The sequence below is a fragment of the Sphingobium sp. TomTYG75 genome, assembly GCF_054771635.1.
In genome coordinates this window covers 193,263-209,804 of the sequence record NZ_BSRE01000001.1, presented here as the reverse complement: position 1 = coordinate 209,804, position 16,542 = coordinate 193,263, and the positions used below count along the sequence as shown (strand labels likewise).

General features: G+C 61.2%; 15 protein-coding genes. 3 read left to right on the top strand and 12 right to left on the bottom strand.

Translation table 11 applies throughout. The annotated features are described in order from the left end of the window. Positions 1 to 10: 10 nt before the first annotated feature. The 4 genes from ACYU81_RS00910 to map form a co-directional block, all read right to left on the bottom strand. On the bottom strand, positions 11 to 859 hold the full coding sequence (locus tag ACYU81_RS00910) for an FkbM family methyltransferase (protein WP_460988081.1): 849 nt from the start codon (positions 857 to 859) through the stop codon (positions 11 to 13). A 191-nt stretch (positions 860 to 1,050) separates the two neighbouring features. Further along, positions 1,051 to 2,463, bottom strand: coding sequence for a type I glutamate--ammonia ligase (glnA, locus tag ACYU81_RS00905; protein WP_460985957.1), 1,413 nt, complete (start codon positions 2,461 to 2,463; stop codon positions 1,051 to 1,053). Positions 2,464 to 2,566: 103 nt separating this feature from the next. Beyond that, entirely contained in the window at positions 2,567 to 2,905 is a 339-nt protein-coding gene (locus tag ACYU81_RS00900; RefSeq protein WP_196225956.1) for a P-II family nitrogen regulator, read from the bottom strand. A gap of 238 nt (positions 2,906 to 3,143) precedes the next feature. Next, a complete protein-coding gene (gene map / locus ACYU81_RS00895) occupies positions 3,144 to 3,968 on the bottom strand; it encodes a type I methionyl aminopeptidase (RefSeq protein WP_460985956.1) in 825 nt (274 codons plus the stop codon). A 90-nt stretch (positions 3,969 to 4,058) separates the two neighbouring features. Between map and ACYU81_RS00890 the strand changes: the two genes are divergently transcribed. The 3 genes from ACYU81_RS00890 to ACYU81_RS00880 all read left to right on the top strand — a co-directional run bounded on the left by ACYU81_RS00890 (position 4,059) and on the right by ACYU81_RS00880 (position 7,946). Further along, positions 4,059 to 4,820: a competence/damage-inducible protein A gene (locus tag ACYU81_RS00890; protein ID WP_460988080.1), complete on the top strand. Its 762-nt coding sequence runs from the start codon at positions 4,059 to 4,061 to the stop codon at positions 4,818 to 4,820. A 270-nt stretch (positions 4,821 to 5,090) separates the two neighbouring features. Continuing rightward, entirely contained in the window at positions 5,091 to 6,434 is a 1,344-nt protein-coding gene (locus ACYU81_RS00885) for a UDP-glucose dehydrogenase family protein (protein ID WP_449473046.1), read from the top strand. A 120-nt stretch (positions 6,435 to 6,554) separates the two neighbouring features. Beyond that, entirely contained in the window at positions 6,555 to 7,946 is a 1,392-nt protein-coding gene (locus ACYU81_RS00880; protein WP_460985955.1) for a glycoside hydrolase family 16 protein, read from the top strand. Here the strand turns inward: ACYU81_RS00880 and ACYU81_RS00875 are convergent. Genes ACYU81_RS00875 through ACYU81_RS00840 form a run of 8 tightly spaced genes read right to left on the bottom strand, consistent with a single transcriptional unit; the run spans position 7,931 to position 16,508 of the window. Then, positions 7,931 to 8,857, bottom strand: coding sequence for a glycosyltransferase family 2 protein (locus tag ACYU81_RS00875; RefSeq protein WP_460985954.1), 927 nt, complete (start codon positions 8,855 to 8,857; stop codon positions 7,931 to 7,933). The genes ACYU81_RS00880 and ACYU81_RS00875 overlap by 16 nt on opposite strands. Then, positions 8,854 to 9,939 (bottom strand): acyltransferase family protein, encoded by a 1,086-nt coding sequence (locus ACYU81_RS00870; RefSeq protein ID WP_460985953.1) that lies wholly within the window; start codon positions 9,937 to 9,939, stop codon positions 8,854 to 8,856. Before ACYU81_RS00870 ends, ACYU81_RS00875 begins: the two co-directional genes overlap by 4 nt. Further along, complete coding sequence (locus tag ACYU81_RS00865; protein WP_460985952.1) at positions 9,936 to 11,063, bottom strand: endo-1,4-beta-xylanase; 1,128 nt, start codon at positions 11,061 to 11,063, stop codon at positions 9,936 to 9,938. The genes ACYU81_RS00870 and ACYU81_RS00865 overlap by 4 nt, the downstream gene beginning before the upstream one ends. Next, positions 11,060 to 12,028 carry a glycosyltransferase family 2 protein gene (locus ACYU81_RS00860; RefSeq protein WP_460985951.1) on the bottom strand — a complete coding sequence of 323 codons (969 nt, stop codon included), beginning with the start codon at positions 12,026 to 12,028 and terminating at the stop codon, positions 11,060 to 11,062. The genes ACYU81_RS00865 and ACYU81_RS00860 overlap by 4 nt, the downstream gene beginning before the upstream one ends. After that, entirely contained in the window at positions 12,028 to 12,972 is a 945-nt protein-coding gene (locus ACYU81_RS00855) for a glycosyltransferase family 2 protein (protein ID WP_460985950.1), read from the bottom strand. The genes ACYU81_RS00860 and ACYU81_RS00855 overlap by 1 nt, the downstream gene beginning before the upstream one ends. Next, positions 12,969 to 13,898, bottom strand: coding sequence for a glycosyltransferase family 2 protein (locus ACYU81_RS00850; protein WP_460985949.1), 930 nt, complete (start codon positions 13,896 to 13,898; stop codon positions 12,969 to 12,971). The genes ACYU81_RS00855 and ACYU81_RS00850 overlap by 4 nt, the downstream gene beginning before the upstream one ends. Further along, positions 13,891 to 15,255: an O-antigen ligase family protein gene (locus tag ACYU81_RS00845; protein WP_460985948.1), complete on the bottom strand. Its 1,365-nt coding sequence runs from the start codon at positions 15,253 to 15,255 to the stop codon at positions 13,891 to 13,893. The genes ACYU81_RS00850 and ACYU81_RS00845 overlap by 8 nt, the downstream gene beginning before the upstream one ends. Positions 15,256 to 15,260: 5 nt before the next feature. After that, on the bottom strand, positions 15,261 to 16,508 hold the full coding sequence (locus tag ACYU81_RS00840) for a lipopolysaccharide biosynthesis protein (RefSeq protein WP_460985947.1): 1,248 nt from the start codon (positions 16,506 to 16,508) through the stop codon (positions 15,261 to 15,263). Positions 16,509 to 16,542 lie beyond the last annotated feature (34 nt).

The following is a 16,542-nucleotide window of genomic DNA, read 5'->3' as shown; positions in this document are numbered from 1 at the left end:
CGCCGCCTGTTTAGGTGCGGATACTTCCCGACTGTTCTTCGGGTATGAAGAAGCGGTTCGGTCCTTGGTCTGCATCCGGGCCGAAGGGCTTCAGGCGGTTATCGAACGCCTTGTAACCCGCTGCCGCCATCAGCTGCATCACGGCGTCTTCCTGATTGGTCACTTCCACCATCAACTTGGGCCGATCGCGGGCCAGGCATTCGGTCATGCCGCTCAACGCCATCAGTTCCGCGCCCTCGATATCGATTTTCAGGAAGTCGGGCCTGATCATCCTCGACGCCACGAAGCTGTCGATGGTGGTCACATTCACTTGCATCTGGTTGTAATGCTGGTTTGAAAAGGCGTTCTGGTTATTCTTTTCTAGATTTTCATAATCCTGGATCAGGGACGAGTTCTGGCCCGACAGATTTTCGACGTAGAATGACGCCTGTCCTACCGTATCCCCGACAGCTTCCGGGATGATTTCCACCTGCGGGAATGACGCCACGTTGGCGGTCAGATAGCGGAGATTGTCGCGGCTGGGCTCGAAGACGAAGACCTTGCCGTCATGACCGGTCAACTTCGCCAGGTAAATGCTGATATATCCGATGTGGGCGCCAGCTTCGATCACGGTGTCACCAGGCTGGATGAGCCGCGCAAGGCTGGACATCACACCACTTTCGCGGCCCCGGCCGTGATACCAGTAGCCACGGTGACGAAACAGATTGAGGCGCAGTTTCGCGCCGTCGACCCAATGATGAGAGATGGTTATATCTCGGGACGCGAGCCGCGGCAGGATCGCGAAAGCCGCACGCCGTAAGAAGCGATGGCGATGCAGGCCCATGGATCTAAGCGTGGGGATACCCGCCGACGGTTGCATGTTGGTCACGGCCTGCCTCCATTTTTGGGTACGTTGATATCCCACATGGACGGCGCGGCAATCATCAATGAAGGCTTACTCATCATGGCTATCAGGTTGCGCAAATGTTTCTGATTTCGTTGGACCTACCAAAGGAAAAAGCCCGGCCACTTGCGTGACCGAGCTTCTTTCTTGACGGCAACCCGAAAAAATCAGGAGCTGTAGTACATGTCGAATTCGACCGGCGAGGGAGCCATTTCCCAGCGGTACACTTCGGGCCACTTCAGCTCGATATAGGCTTCGATCTGGTCCTTGGTGAACACGTCACCCTTCAGCAGGAACTCATAGTCGGCTTCCAGGCTGTTCAGCGCTTCACGCAGCGAACCGCAGACGGTCGGCACCTGGCTCAGTTCTTCCGGCGGCAGGTCATAGAGGTTCTTGTCCATCGCGGAACCCGGATGGATCTTGTTCTCGATGCCGTCCAGACCAGCCATCAGCAGCGCTGCGTAGCAGAGATAGGGGTTCGCCATCGCGTCGGGGAAGCGGAACTCAACGCGCTTTGCCTTCGAACCCGCGCCGTACGGAATACGGCAGGAGGCTGAGCGGTTGCGCGCCGAATAGGCCAGCAGAACCGGCGCTTCGAAGCCCGGCACCAGACGCTTGTAGCTATTGGTGGTCGGGTTGGTGAAGGCGTTCAGCGCCTTCGCGTGCTTGATGACGCCGCCGATGAAGTAGAGGCACATGTCGCTCAGGCCAGCATAGCCTTCGCCCGCGAACAGCGGCTTGCCGCTGTCCCAGATCGACATGTGAGTGTGCATGCCCGAACCATTATCCTGCGCGATGGGCTTGGGCATGAAGGTCGCGGTCTTGCCATAGGCCTGGGCCACCATCTGCACGACATACTTATAGATCTGCATGCGGTCGGCGGTCTGGACCAGCGTACCGAAGGTCAGGCCGAGTTCGTGCTGGGCAGCGGCCACTTCATGGTGGTGCTTGTCGCAGGGCAGGCCCATTTCGAGCATGGTGGTGACCATCTCGGCGCGAATGTCGGTGGCCGGATCGACCGGAGCGACAGGGAAGTAGCCGCCCTTGGCGCGCGGACGGTGGGCAAGGTTGCCGCCCTCATATTCGCGGCCGGTATTGGTCGGCAGTTCGATGTCGTCGATCTTGTAGAAGGACTCGTTATAGTCGTTGTTGAAGCGGACATCGTCGAACATGAAGAATTCGGCTTCCGGGCCGACATAGACGGTGTCGCCGAAACCAGCCGACTTGACGAAGGCTTCCGCGCGCTTTGCGGTCGAACGCGGGTCACGGGCGTAGAGTTCGCCGGTGTCGGGCTCGACGATGTCGCAGAACAGGATCAGCATCGGGGTGGCGCTGAAGGGATCGACATAGACGGCGTCGAGGTCCGGCTTCAGGATCATGTCCGACTCGTTGATCGCCTTCCAGCCTTCGATCGACGAACCGTCGAACATCAGGCCTTCGTTCAGCTCATCTTCGCCCAGGACCGAAGACACCATGGTCAGGTGCTGCCACTTGCCCTTGGGATCGGTGAAGCGCAGATCGACCCACTCGATCTCCTTCTCTTCGATCATCTTCAGGATGTCTTTTGGCGTGTTGGCCATGTGCGCTTGCCCTTCTTTCATATTTGCCCCCCCGAAGGGGTAGTGGATGTTGCAGTTCGTCAGCTCCTTTACGAAGCTGACGCGAAATCAAAATTGGTGGAGATCAGATAGCGTCGCTGTCCCGCTCGCCGGTGCGGATTCGAACCGCGCCTTCGATCGCCGAGATGAAGATCTTGCCGTCGCCGATCCGCCCGGTTTGCGCGGCGGCGGAGATCGCCTCCACCACGCGGTCTGCCAAGGCGTCGTCCACGACCACCTCCAGCTTCACCTTGGGCAGGAAATCGACGACATATTCAGCGCCACGATACAGTTCGGTATGGCCCTTCTGACGGCCAAAGCCCTTGGCCTCCGTAACCGTGATGCCGGACACGCCCACTTCGTGCAGCGCTTCCTTCACCTCGTCGAGCTTGAACGGCTTGATGATCGCCTCGATCTTTTTCATCACTCTAATCCCAACTCAAACGCGCGCGCGATGGCGAAATAATCTTCGCCCTCATCATTTAAAAGCGACGATCTTCATGTCCCCGAGACATGCGCCGTGCCCTTCAACAATCAATTACCGTGCCAAACGGCGAATCGCTACGCCACGCTTTCGGCGATGCCGCAATCTTTGTCCATATTGCCTGATTTCAGGGCAATATTGTCCCACTGTGCCCGATTTTTAGGCAGTGTTTTTCAGCTCAATAGGGCGGTGCGTCGAGCCCGGCCGGGCTCTTCGTGAAAATCTCGCAGCCAGTTTCGGTAATCCCGATGCTATGTTCGAACTGCGCGGACAGCGTGCGATCACGCGTGACGGCGGTCCATCCGTCTTCCAGCATCTTCACGCCGGGCTTTCCGATGTTGATCATAGGTTCGATGGTGAAGAACATGCCGGGGCGCAGTTCCGGCCCCGCGCCCGGTCGGCCGATATGGACGACTTCGGGACTGTCGTGAAAAACGCGGCCCAAACCATGGCCGCAAAAATCGCGGACCACGCCATAGCGATGTTTTTCGGCGTGCTTTTGAATAGCATGGCCGATGTCGCCCAGATGGTTGCCGGGCTTTGCCTGCTCGATGCCCAGCATCAGGCATTCATAGGTCACTTCGACCAGCCGCCGTGCCTTGATGCTGGTTTCGCCGACTATGAACATCCGGCTCGTATCGCCATGCCACCCATCGACCAGCGGCGTCACGTCGATATTCAGGATATCGCCATCCTTCAGCTTCATGTCGCCGGGGATGCCATGACAAATGACATTGTTCAGCGAGATGCAGCAGCTGTGCGTATAGCCGCGATAGCCAAGGGTGGCTGGCACGCCGCCGCCGTCGAGTGTCATGCGCCGGACGATGTCGTCCAGTTCGCCCGTGGTCACGCCCGGCACCACATGTGGCACCAGCGCATCAAGGATTTCGGCAGCGAGCCGTCCCGCCTTGCGCATGCCTTCGAAACCTGCGGCGTCATACAATTTGATCGCGGTCGATCGCGAAATCGGCGCATCGGCCGTCATCGTCATATATTCGGTCATGTGCCGGTTATAGGCGGGGCAGCAGGATATTGCGAGGCCCCGATCGCGTCGGGCTAGGCAGCCGACGTGTCAAACGCTATGGCCAGCCTCATGCCCGTAACCGAACGTATCTGGACCGCCGCGCTGATCGTGATCGGAGACGAGATTCTGTCCGGCCGAACCCAGGACAAGAATATCGCGCAGATCGCGTCCTGGCTGAATGTACAGGGGATCAGGCTGCGGGAAGTACGCGTGATCGCGGACGACAGCGACTCCATCGTCGAAGCGGTAAATGCGCTTCGGGTGCGCCACGACTATCTGTTCACCACCGGAGGCATCGGGCCGACGCACGACGATATCACTGTCGATGCGATCGCCCGCGCCCTTAAGGTCGATGTCGAAATTCATCCGCAGGCCCGCGCCATGCTCCAGGGCTATTATGAAACACGGGGCGGGCTGACCGATGCGCGGTTGCGCATGGCCAGGGTGCCCGCCGGTTCAGACCTTATCGAAAACCGCATGTCAGGCGCGCCTGGCATTCGCCATGGCAATATCTTCATCATGGCGGGCGTGCCGCACATCACGGCTGGCATGCTCGACATGCTGACCGGCACGTTGGAGGGCGGGCAGCCCTTGCTGTCGGCGCAGATTGGCTGCTGGGTCGCTGAAAGCGAAATAGCCGACCTTCTCGCCGCGACGGAGCGCACGCATGAAGGCTGCCAGATCGGCAGCTATCCCTTCTTCCGGGATGGCCGGACGGGGGCAAACTTCGTCATCCGCTCAACCCGGGCCGCAGTGCTGGAGCAGTGCATTGCCGATTTGAGCGCTCGACTGGAGCAAGGCGGCTGGCCGGTCTTCGCTGGCGGCATCTGACGCGGTTTCCTACCAGCAACTGGCTGGTTCCACGCCCATATGTGTCTGCTTAGCGGCAGGTTGCGTTGCATCAACTCGGTGCGAGACGCTATGCTGCGCTGCATCAATAGCTGGCTGGTTCCAGCTTTTGGATGTCGGGCTTCACGCTTGGGCATCCGATCCATGGCGAAAGGCTAAGCCCATCAGTCCCGCGCTCGCGGGATCGGCTTTTTGCGCCTTTTTCTCCGGATCGCTGCGCAAGGGGGAGCCGCTTGTTAAGGAGAATAGGTGATGCGGATCGTGATGACCGGATCGGGCTATGTTGGGCTGGTTTCGGGCGCATGCCTTGCCGACTTTGGGCATGATGTCGTCTGCGTAGACAAGGACGTAGCCAAGATCGAAGTGCTACGCGACGGCGGCGTGCCGATATACGAACCGGGGCTCGCCGACCTGATCGCGCGCAATGTGAAGGGAGGGCGCCTTACCTTCACCACGGACCTGGCGGCTTCGGTGGCGGAGGCGGACGTCGTCTTCATCGCCGTTGGCACGCCTGCGCGCCGGGGCGATGGTCACGCCGACCTTAGCTACGTCTATGATGCCGCTCGCGAAATCGCGTCCGCATTGCGTGGCTTTACGGTCGTCGTCACCAAATCGACTGTTCCCGTCGGAACAGGCGATGAAGTGGATCGCATCATCCGCGAAGCCAACCCGGCTGCGGAGTTTGCCGTCGCCTCCAACCCTGAATTCCTACGCGAAGGCGCGGCGATCCAGGATTTCAAGCGGCCTGACCGCATCGTCATCGGCATCGAGGATGACCGCGCCCGCCCGGTGATGGAGGAGGTCTATCGCCCCCTTTATCTGAACCAGGCACCGATTCAGTTCACGGGCCGACGCACCAGCGAGCTTATCAAATATGCCGCGAACGCCTTCCTCGCGATGAAGATCACCTACATCAACGAGATCGCGGAACTGTGCGAACATGTCGGCGCGGACGTTCAGCAGGTTGCGCGCGGCATCGGCCTCGACAACCGCATCGGCAGCAAGTTCCTCCATGCTGGTCCCGGCTATGGCGGCTCCTGCTTCCCGAAGGATACGCTGGCGCTGGTGAAAACGGCTGAAGACGCGGGCGCGCCGATCCGCCTCATCGAAACAACGGTTGCGATCAACGAAAGCCGCAAGCGTGCCATGGCCCGCAAAGTGGTCGCTGTGTGCAACGGTTCCGTTCGCGGCAAGACGATCGGCGTGCTGGGCCTAACCTTCAAGCCGAACACGGACGACATGCGGGACGCGCCCTCGCTCTCCATCATACAGGCGTTGCAGGATGCTGGTGCCCAGGTCCGCGCCTATGATCCGGAAGGAATGGAGGCCGCTCGATCGATGCTGCGCGGCGTCGATTTCTGCGCCAATCCCTATGAGGCCGCCCAGGGCGCTGCGGCGGTGGTGATCGTGACCGAATGGGACGCACTCCGTGCGCTCGACCTGCCGCGCCTGCGATCCGTGATGAGCGGTGAGGGGCTTGTCGATCTTCGCAACATCTACCGGGCCGCCGACGCGGAAGCGGCGGGCTTCTCCTATGTCAGCGTAGGCAGGGGCGCAGAACCGGAGCCCGAAACGCTCATCCAGGCAGCGGAATAAAGCCTACATGTATCGGCTCATCGCAAATGCTCCAGCTTTGCGATGAGCCGTGCTTGACCGGAAGTTTTTGTTAATCTTCGTATAGGACCCTCAAGGGGCTAATAAGCGGGGGTTGCAAAAATGAATATCAAACTGACCGGCTCCATGTGTGGAGCCGGATTATCGCTTCTATGCGTCATGGCGGCGGGGGCCGCGACGATGTTATCGAGTGGATCGACATCGACTAACTTGCAGACGGCGTCAACCACGACTCTGCTCAGTAGTGGATCGACATCGACAACCACTTCGACAACTTCGCTATCGACTGACACCACTTCGACCGTTTCATCCAGCTTTTCCACATATGATTTCGCCAATGGTACAAAGCTGCCGGACAAGTCGACCCTGTCGCTAGGCAATGCGACCGTCCATCCAGGCAGCGGCACTGCCTATGTGCCGGTAAGGCTTGATCGTCCGACGCCAAACACCGTCATCGCGCGGGTCATTACCGTGAACGGGTCAGGCACGCTGCGCGCGCTGTCCGGCTACAACTACCAGACGGTAGATACTGTAGTGATCTTCCGCCCCGGCGATCCGCTCGTCCAGACGGTCGGTGTACCGATCACCAGCCTCGCCGAGGGACAGCAGTTCCAGTTGAAGCTGCGGGAAGCGCCCTGGGGCGGCCTCCAGGGGCAGTCGCTGGCGACCATCACCGCGAGCAGCACCGTCGCGCCAACACCCAAGGCAACCGGCACTTTCCGCCAGCCCCGAACCTTCGCGGCAACAGGCACGCTCCAGTTCGAGCTGAAGAAGGAAACGCACAAGCGCTCGCCCGACGGCGGCTGGGATCGCTGGGCCACCTCGCTGTCGCATGGCCGTACCCAGGTTGCGAATGGCGAGACCGGCCTTTATCTCGATTCATCGCTGTTCCCCGGCATTGAAGGCCCGGTATATTGGGGCACACAGGGCCTTGTCCTGCACAGCCAGAAGCTGAAGTCGCCCATCTGGTATGAAGGCCAAAACTGGTATTATGGCGCATCGGTGCTGGATGGCCGCAATTTCATCGCCTCGCAGATCGGCTATGGCCAATATGAATGGGTTGCGCGGATGCCTAACCGTCGCGGCTCATGGCCCGCATTCTGGCTGATCTCCACCAGCGGATGGCCGCCCGAAATCGATATCTATGAGGGCTTCGGCTATCAAAGCTACTGGGACTTCGATCGTCATATCGCCCAGACCATTCATGGCGGCAAGGACGGCGTCCACAGCTTCCAGCGGGGCGTCACGATTCAGGCTGAGCAGGCTTACGGCCTCAAGGGCTTCGCCCAAGACTTCCACCGCTTCGCCGTCGATATTCAACGCGATTATATCACCTGGTTCGTGGACGGGGTCGAAACATATCAGTCGGTCAATCCCTTCCAGGGGCACCGCTGGTATCCGATCATGGACGTCGCGGTGAAGACCAGCGGCGCCTATGATGATGGCTCAGGAGACATGATCATCAAGAGCCTGTGCATCTACAGCGCGCCATAATGGCTATGGGCCCCGCCTGACAGGGCATAGAGGCGCCCCCAGCATTTGACCCACTGCCCGGCAACGTCCACGCGGCGGACGCCGGGCAGGATCAGTCCTGCAAGCCCTGCGGTGCGCAGCGTCAGTATACCCAGCGTCCTACCCAACAGGGCAACCTGCGCAATGCGCCCCGGCCGCCGTTTCCGCTGCGCCAGCGTCTCTGTAAATCCGATCCGCCACATCCGCTTCAACACCCAGCTCAGCTTCGCCCGCTCCGGCGGCACCCACTCGCTGACGCGCGCATCGGGTGCCCAAGCGAACCGCGCGCCCGCTTCCCGCAATCGCGCAAGGAAATCCAGATCTTCACCCCCGCTGCGGTTGAAGCGCATATCGAACCACGGCCGTTGCACCATCTCCAGCGCCCTGCGGTTCACCAGCAGGTTATTGCTCGCCCACAACATGCCCGTCGCGCCCCATGCGCGCCGCTCCGGCCGGAACACCAAAGTCTGTTGCGCCCATCGCGGCGGGCCATCCTTGAAGTAAAAATCAACAGGCCCTGCGACCACATCGGCACCCACCTGCGCCTGACAGGCAAGCAGCGCGTCGAGCCAGCCCGGCTGCGGCCACTCATCATCATCGATCATCGCAATGAACCGCATAGCGGGATCGGCCATCGCAACATCACATATCGCATTGCGAACCGAACAAAGCCCCGGCTCCGCCACCGGCAATAGCGTCAGGGGCAGGGGGTAGCCGCTATTCCGCAAAGCCTCCACGACAGCCGCGCCCTCTGCCGCGTTCCCGTCATTGTCGGCGACCAGCACCATGACATCCTGCCGCTGCACCATCTTTGCCAGCGTCTCCAGCAAGTGCCGCAATTCGGCCGGGCGCCGGAACGTCGGAATGGCAATCCATATGGGCTTGCCCATCATGGCGCCGCAGGTTCCAGCGCGGTAGGACGCTGCGAACGTCCCTTTTGCAGCCATTTGATGAACTGATGCCCTCGCACCTCGATCAGCAAATAGCTGACCCAGCAGATCAGCCAGGTGACGACCAGCATCCCAAGCACGAACAGCCAGTCCACCCCGGCGATCCCATGCCGCTGTGCCACGCCCATTGCGCGCGCGGCGACGTCGCGCACCAGCGGATGCCAAAGATAGATGGAATAGCTGATGAGGCCGAGGTGAAAGCTCAGCCGGTTGGCCATCACCGCGCGCGCGGCTGGCCCGTCATAATAGCAGCTCAGCACCAGCGCGGGCATCAGGCACACGACCAGCACATCGGCTCCCGGCAACAGCAGCGCCAGCGCGATCAGACCACAAACCGCCGCAAAACCGCCGCTGCGGTCAATCACGGCCTTGCACAAAGGATGATCCGCAACACGATATGTCAGAACGCCCAGCGAAAAGCCCGCAAGGCAGCGCAGCAGCGTCAGCACGCTGTCGCTATCATTGACGTCCAGTGGCCCGCTGGCCCCCAGTCCCGATGATGCCACGAACAGCAGCAGTCCGATGCAGATCGCCGCCTGCGCCCAAGCCCAGCGCGAAAAGGCAAGGATCGCGATCAGCGGATAGATCAGGTAGGCGGCAACCTCCGTGCTGACCGACCAGCTATTGCCTGCGATCGGCTCGGTGCCCCAACCCCAGCTCTGCACCATGAACAGATTGCTGAGGATATTGGCCGGGTTCAACTCTATCGACTGATTGCCCGACACGTTGAACAGGATGCGCAGCCCAAAGACCAATGTCACGATCAGGTGCAGCGGCCAGACCCGCGCCATGCGATTGATCAGGAAATCGACATAGCTCGCTCGGCCCAGATGCTTCACCACCCGGTCATGATAGCCATAGGAAATGACGAAGCCGCTCAGGATGAAGAACAGGTCGACCGCCAGATAAGCGCGCGAAAATAGCGGTATGGCAAACTGCGAAAAGGCTGGTTGATGCGGGATGTGATAAAGCAGGACGGAAACGGCCGCGACCCCGCGCAGGCCGGTGAGTGAGGCGACCCTCATGCCCGGTTCCTCCTTGCAGGAGGCGCCGCATCGAAGGCGCCAGCAATTGCGTCCCAAAATGGCTTCCGGGCCATTTTACCGTCAAAGGGCAGGCCACGAGACAGCTGCCCGTCAGGCCATTTATATTCGGGATATTTGGACAGCCATGAATCTCTGTCCGACACACCCCAGCACAGGACTGATCCCATCGCCGGATTATCCAGCGCTACGTCGAGGAAAGCCTTGGCAAAGGCCGCAACCTCACGGTCGCGCTTGTCCGGATTGGGTGGCCCGCCCCGGTCGGCGATATCCAGTTCGGTGATCGCCAGCTTCAAACCATATCCGCTTAGCGTTTCCAGAAAATCGGCAAATTGCCGCTGATTGAACGGCTCCCTATAGGGTTTCAGATGCCCCTGAATGCCGATGGCATCCACAGGCACACCCCGGCTCATCAAACGATCGAGCAGCTTCAGCATGGCGGTTCGCCGCCGTTCGCAGCGCGGGGAGTTATGCTCCAGCCCATAGTCGCCTAGAAACAGCGTGGCCTCGCCATCGACTTCCCGCGCACGATGAAAGGCAAGGTCGATATATTGCTCGCCCATGGCTTTCATCCATAGATTCTCGGCGCGCATCCCGTCGGCTCGGCCCTGATTGGGCTCAAGTGTTTCATTGACCACGTCCCATTCGGAAATCCGGCCCGCGTAGCGCCGCATGGCAACGTCGATATAGCCGGTCATCAACTGTCGTTGCTGCGTATCGCTTGCCTGTTGCACCGCCGGTTCCAGCCAGGGCGGATTGGCCGTGTACCAGACCAATGTGTGTCCGCGCGCCCGCATCCCATGCGCTTGCGCAAAGTCGATGATCTGGTCAGCGCCGCTAAAGTCATATTTGCCGGGCTTCGGTTCGGTGGTTCCGCGCTTCAGTTCATATTCCTGCACCAGAATGTCGCATTCCCGCGCCACTGTTGCGCGATACGCGCTGTCTTCGCGCAGCAATCGCGATTTCACGGCCGCGCCGAAATAGCGCCTGGAAGCCTTGGCATGATCGGCCAATCCTTCGCGCGACACGACGCGCGCGGCGCCGGGCGGCATGGGAGAGCAGGCCGCCAGCGTCGCTGCCCCCGCCAGAAAATCCCGGCGCCTCACAGGCTTTGCCTCCGCCCGCTCAACAGTCGCGTGACATCGATCCAGCGGTCACAGATTTTGCGATAAACGCCGTCCGGCAGAACGATCTGCATCAGCACCGCGCCCGCCAGGCGCGGTCCATAGGCGCCATGGAACAATGCCGTCAGATAGTAGCGGATGGCCCGAAGCCGTTTGGTCGGCCAGATGCTCTTTGCCGCATGCCAACCCATATATCCCGAAAAAGCCCGCGCCGAGATATGGGGGCGCAGGTCGGCGAGCCAGGTCAGGCTACCCACGCTGCCCCGGATCTGCGACAGCCTGTCCTCTGCCTGACGGTCTGCCCAGATCGTGCCGGGGCGGCTGGCCATCACGAAACGCGCGCCCGCCAGCGACAACCGCAACGCGAAATCGGTGTCATCCCCAAACTTCACATCTTCGCGATAACGGACCTTTTCGGCGAGCGAACGGCTCAAGGCGACGCTGCTGGTCTGGATGAAGCCCCGATCACACATCAGGTAACGATCGACCGGCTCATTCCTTTGTATCGCGCGCGGGGGTTTAAGGAAATTCCGCCCGCCGCCCCGGTCAGCCAGCACCTGCCCATAGGCGACGACATCGTCACTTTCCTCCAGCAGGGGCAGCAGATCGGCAAGGTGATGCGGCAGGAAACGGTCATCGCAATCCAGAAAGGCGATGTATCGGCCCCGTGCGCGATCGACACCGGCATTGCGCGCCGCCGACGCACCCCGGTTCTGCTGGACGACGACGGTCAGGCGCAGGTCCTTGATCGCGCCCAGCGCCAGTTCGGTGCCGTCGGTTGATCCATCAACCACGACGATCACCTCAATCACCGCGATGCTCTGCTCCAATGCGGAAAGCACCGCCGCCACCACCGCGTCGCGGCGTTGATAGGTAGGGATGACAACCGAAAAAAGCGGTTGCGCGACGGCAGCCTGAAGCTGCGATGGAGGTTGCCAGGCGCTCATCACGACCGCGCTCCGCCATGGGCGGGTTCGCCCTTGCCGAACCGAAGTACGAACAGGTTGACCAGCGAACGGTAGAGCGGCTTTGGAAGGTAGGATCGCAATATCTGCCGCGCGACCACCCGTGGCGGCACCCCACCTGCGAACATACCGATCACCAGATCGCGTAGCGCAGCGACGGGGCGCACGGGCGCCATGTGATAGGCCAGAACCGTCGCGCGATAGCCGCGCCTCGCCCGATCGGTCAGCATGTGACCGCAGCGATCCAGCCAGTCGAGCGAGGTTTCATAACCCCGGACATAGGATGTGCGGCCATCTTCCGTTGCGTCCAGCCACACCGTCAGCGGCTCGTCGATCATCTTGAACCGCGCCCCTGCGCCTTGCAATCGGACGCAGAAGTCGAGATCCTGTCCCTTCTTCAACGCCGGGTCGAACAGCACCTTGCGGGCCATCTCGCTCGGCACGACCATGGTCGATGTCTGCATGAACTGGTTGGCGCAGAACAGATATTCGCCAACATCCTCGCCGTCCCGTATGGCGCGATCAGGCCTGATCCAGTAACGATCGACGCCCCGGTCCACCTTCATGCGGGAATAAAGGACTGTGCGGCCGTCATCATCCTTCAGCGCCTGCGCCATGATCGACAGCTTGCCCGGCAGGAAGAGGTCGTCGGAATCGAGGAAAGCGATATATCGGCCCCGCGCGGCCTTGATCCCATGATTGCGCGCGGCTCCACCCCCGGCATTATCCTGCCTGATATAGCGCACGCGCGGGTCGCCAATGGCTTCGATCACCGGCGCCGGATTATCGCGCGATCCATCATCGATCACGACGATTTCAAAATCCTGCCAGTCCTGCGCTCGCACCGACCGGATCGTGTCACCCACGATATCGGCCCGATTATAGAGCGGGATGACGACGGAGAAGAAGGGAGCAGCATCGCTCATGCGCCATGCACCTTTCGATATTCTTCGTAACGGAAGCCCGCGATGCCCGCGATCTTGCCGACGGCGCGGTAGAGCTTGCCCAGCCGCACAACGCGCTTGCCCCGGTCCAGAGTGGCCGCAGCGCCCAGCGTCCCGACCAGAAACCCGGCGGCGATGCGCGGCGCCTCGCCCAGCAAGGTGCGCAGCCGCCCCCTATGGAACCGCTCGACCATCATGTCGGTCATCCCCAGCCGATAGCCGCGCATCAGCAGCCATTTGGTAGTGACCCGGCTCGCCGGAATAAGCTCCGTCACCAGAGCCTCCTCCGACCAGGCAAAGCGAAAGCCCTTGCGGGCCATCCGGCTGAACAGCTGCTTGTCCGACCCGCCGGTCAGCGCCATGCGCTCATCGAACGGCCGCTCGCCCATCTGATGCAGTGCCTGCGCAGAGATCAGCACATTGGCCGTGCTATCGACGAGCGCGACAGGCCCTGACGTCCCGCGCCGCTTGGCTTGCAACAAAGGATGCCGCGCGGCCCAGGGCGCAACCCGCGCGTCCATCTCCCGCGCCACCGCGCCGCCCACGACATCCGCATTCCAACGCATGGCCGTGTCCACCAGCGCATCGATCCAACCGTGGGAGGCGGCTTCATCATCATCCAGCATCGCGACATGCGTCACGCCGGGTCGCCCAAGCGCCTCCGCCACCAAAGCATTGCGCACCACGGGTATCCCCCGCTCAACCACCAGCAGCGCCTTGATCGGCCAGCGATAGCCCTGGGACGCCAGCCTCTCGACCACGCCCATGCCCTCGGCCCGCGCGGCGTCATTGTCCGCGACCAGCACCTCCAGCTTATGACTCGTTTCCAGCGCCGCGATCGATTCCAGCGTCCGCTGCAATCCTTGCGGCCGATTGCACGTAGCGATGGAGATAATAACCCTAGCCATCAACAGCCTCCGGGGAAGAAATGTGCCGCCGCTGCCATTGCGGGCGCGGCTTGGCCTTGAAAGTTGCGTGCGCGGTGGCAACCGCCGCGAGGAAGATCACCCAGACCTGCCGGTCCTTATCGAAGAAGGAGGTTTCCAGCAGATTCTGGTACATGACGAACACCCAGATCGCGAAAGCCGGAACCATCAGATGCTGGTTCTCCTTGGTCGATCCCGTCAGGAACCAATAAGCGGGAAGGGCAAGAAAGCTCACCAGCAGCATCACCAGCCCTAAAGGCCCGGTCGTCACCCAAATCTCCAGATATCCATCATGCGAATGCGCCGTCAGCATCTGGAATTGCTGGTTCAGGTAATCATGCGCCGGGGAGTTTGCCCCCACCTGCCAGAAGCCCCCAAACCCCGAGCCCAGAAACGGGTGGTCGGCCAAATAATCCAACGCCACGCGCCAGATCGACACGCGCCCGGTAAAGCTCGTCGGATCAGCGAACAGCCGTTCGATCGTCGGCTGATAGGCGATGTAGAGCGCCAGAAACCCGACCATCCCGAACCCGAGCATGATCAGCAGGATCGCCCGCTTTTGCGTATTGTCGCTCAGCGCCCGGTAGATGTTGCTGATCGCCAGCATGCCGATGCACAGCGCCAGCGACGTCTTGCTCTTCGTCCCGATCACGAAGACGAACGCCATGATCGCGAACAAAGCATAATACCATTTCCGGCGATCTACCCACGCATTGCCGCACACGATGAAGCACAACGCCATCACAGCGCCCGCGATATTCTTGTGAAAGAAGAACCCTCGCCACGCGCCGATCAACGCCTTGTCGCTCTCGGTCGGTGGATGCACAGCCGCAGAGGTCAGCGGCATCGAAACCCAACATATGAGAAGCGAGGTAATCAACGCCCATCGCAGGGCGGTGAACAGCCGTTCCGGCCCGATCAGCGCCAATGCGCAGAATGTGATGTAGATCACGATGAACTGCTGCATCACCCGCTTGAAGGACACGAACGGATCGACGCCCCAGCTACAGGTGATCAGGAACCAGACCAGCATGATCGCCAACGGCCAGAAGGTGAAACGGTATTTCAGCGGATGCTGACGGAATATCTGCACTCCCGTCAGCAGCAGCGCAAAGCCGATGAACAGCGCCTGCTTGAACAGGTCCGACCCGTCATTGTCCGCCGCCATCGCCACCAGCTCATCCTGCGTCCGCGACGCGAAAGGCTGCTGGCCGATGAAGACCATCATCAGGAATATGAAGTAGAAAATCTGAGCGACCAGAACCACCCGACTTTCCCGCGATGCTGCGGGAGCGGGGAGGGAGGGCGCAAGGCCAGTGCGGTGCCATGTTGACGCCATGGGGTTTAGCCTTCCGCCCGCTGGCTCGCCCGCCACTTGCGGTCGAGCTGCCAGATGCCCAGCATCATCACCAGCTGCGACAGCACGACGCCAGCGATCGAGAAAATAGGCGCAACCGCCAGCGTCAGCAGCGTCACTGCCACAATGCCGACGCCACAACTGCGCAGGCTCTGATGAGCCAGCGGCCGGAACGCCTTGCGCGCCTGCGTCATGACGCTCATCGGCGTCTGCACGCACTGAACCAGCGAAAGCAGGGCGCACAGCCCCACCGCGATTGCAACCAACTGCCAATCAAGCGTCGGCTTCAGGATCAGTTGGGGAAAGATGAACAGCACGACCACCGCCAGCGCGCACGTGCCAACCCACAGGAACAGCAACGCGCCCATGAAAATGCGCTCGGACGTGATCGCCGCGTCATGATCGCCGCGCGCCACGGCCCGGGTCATGCGCGGCCGTTCAAGCTGGGTAAGGGCGGTTATACACACATTGACCGGCCGGAAGAACAGCATCCCCACCGCGACAGGCGCAAAGGCCGCCGGACCAGCGAGCAGCGTCACGATATAGCTATGCGCGTTGGATGTCGCTTCGGTCGACAGCACCCCCACCAACGTCCAGCCCGATTGCTCCCGCCAAACGGGACGATAGGCGCTCAGAGCCCTCGTCGGCCGCATCCTAAAATGCCGCCGCAAATAGGAAAGACCGAACGGCAGCAGCCCGGCGATGCTCGCCACCACCAACATCGCGCCGATGCTGGCCAGGTCCGCGCCGGTTCGGGAAGCCACGAGCAGGCCCACGACGATCGTCCCGGCATAGGCAAGATCGGATCGCGCCGCTCGCGCGGGCCGATGATGCGCATAGGCATTGGATCGCCCGAACCACCGCACCAGGGACAAGGTGCCCGCCAGTCCGAACATCGCCGCCGCAGCAGGGGAAGCCGTCGCCCATGCAATCGCCGCGCAGATCAAACCCTGACTGGCCGCCAGCAGCAGGTTCACCGGAAAGAAAAAGTCGAACGACTTGTGATCGGCGTCGTCATCCTGATTGACCGCGATCGTATAGGGTGTCGAAATCAGCGCGTTCGATAGGCTGTACCCGAACTGGATGATAACCAGCAGGAACGCCAATGTGCCGATCGCCGCCGTGCCCAGATGATGGATCGAAAACAGTTGCACGGCCAGATGACTGACCGACACGATGGCGGACGAGAGGCTGGCCAAGCCGAAGCGGCCAAAGATGTTGCCAAGTTTCCGCACGCGCGTCTCCGGCGAGCAGGAGGACTCTTGCCCC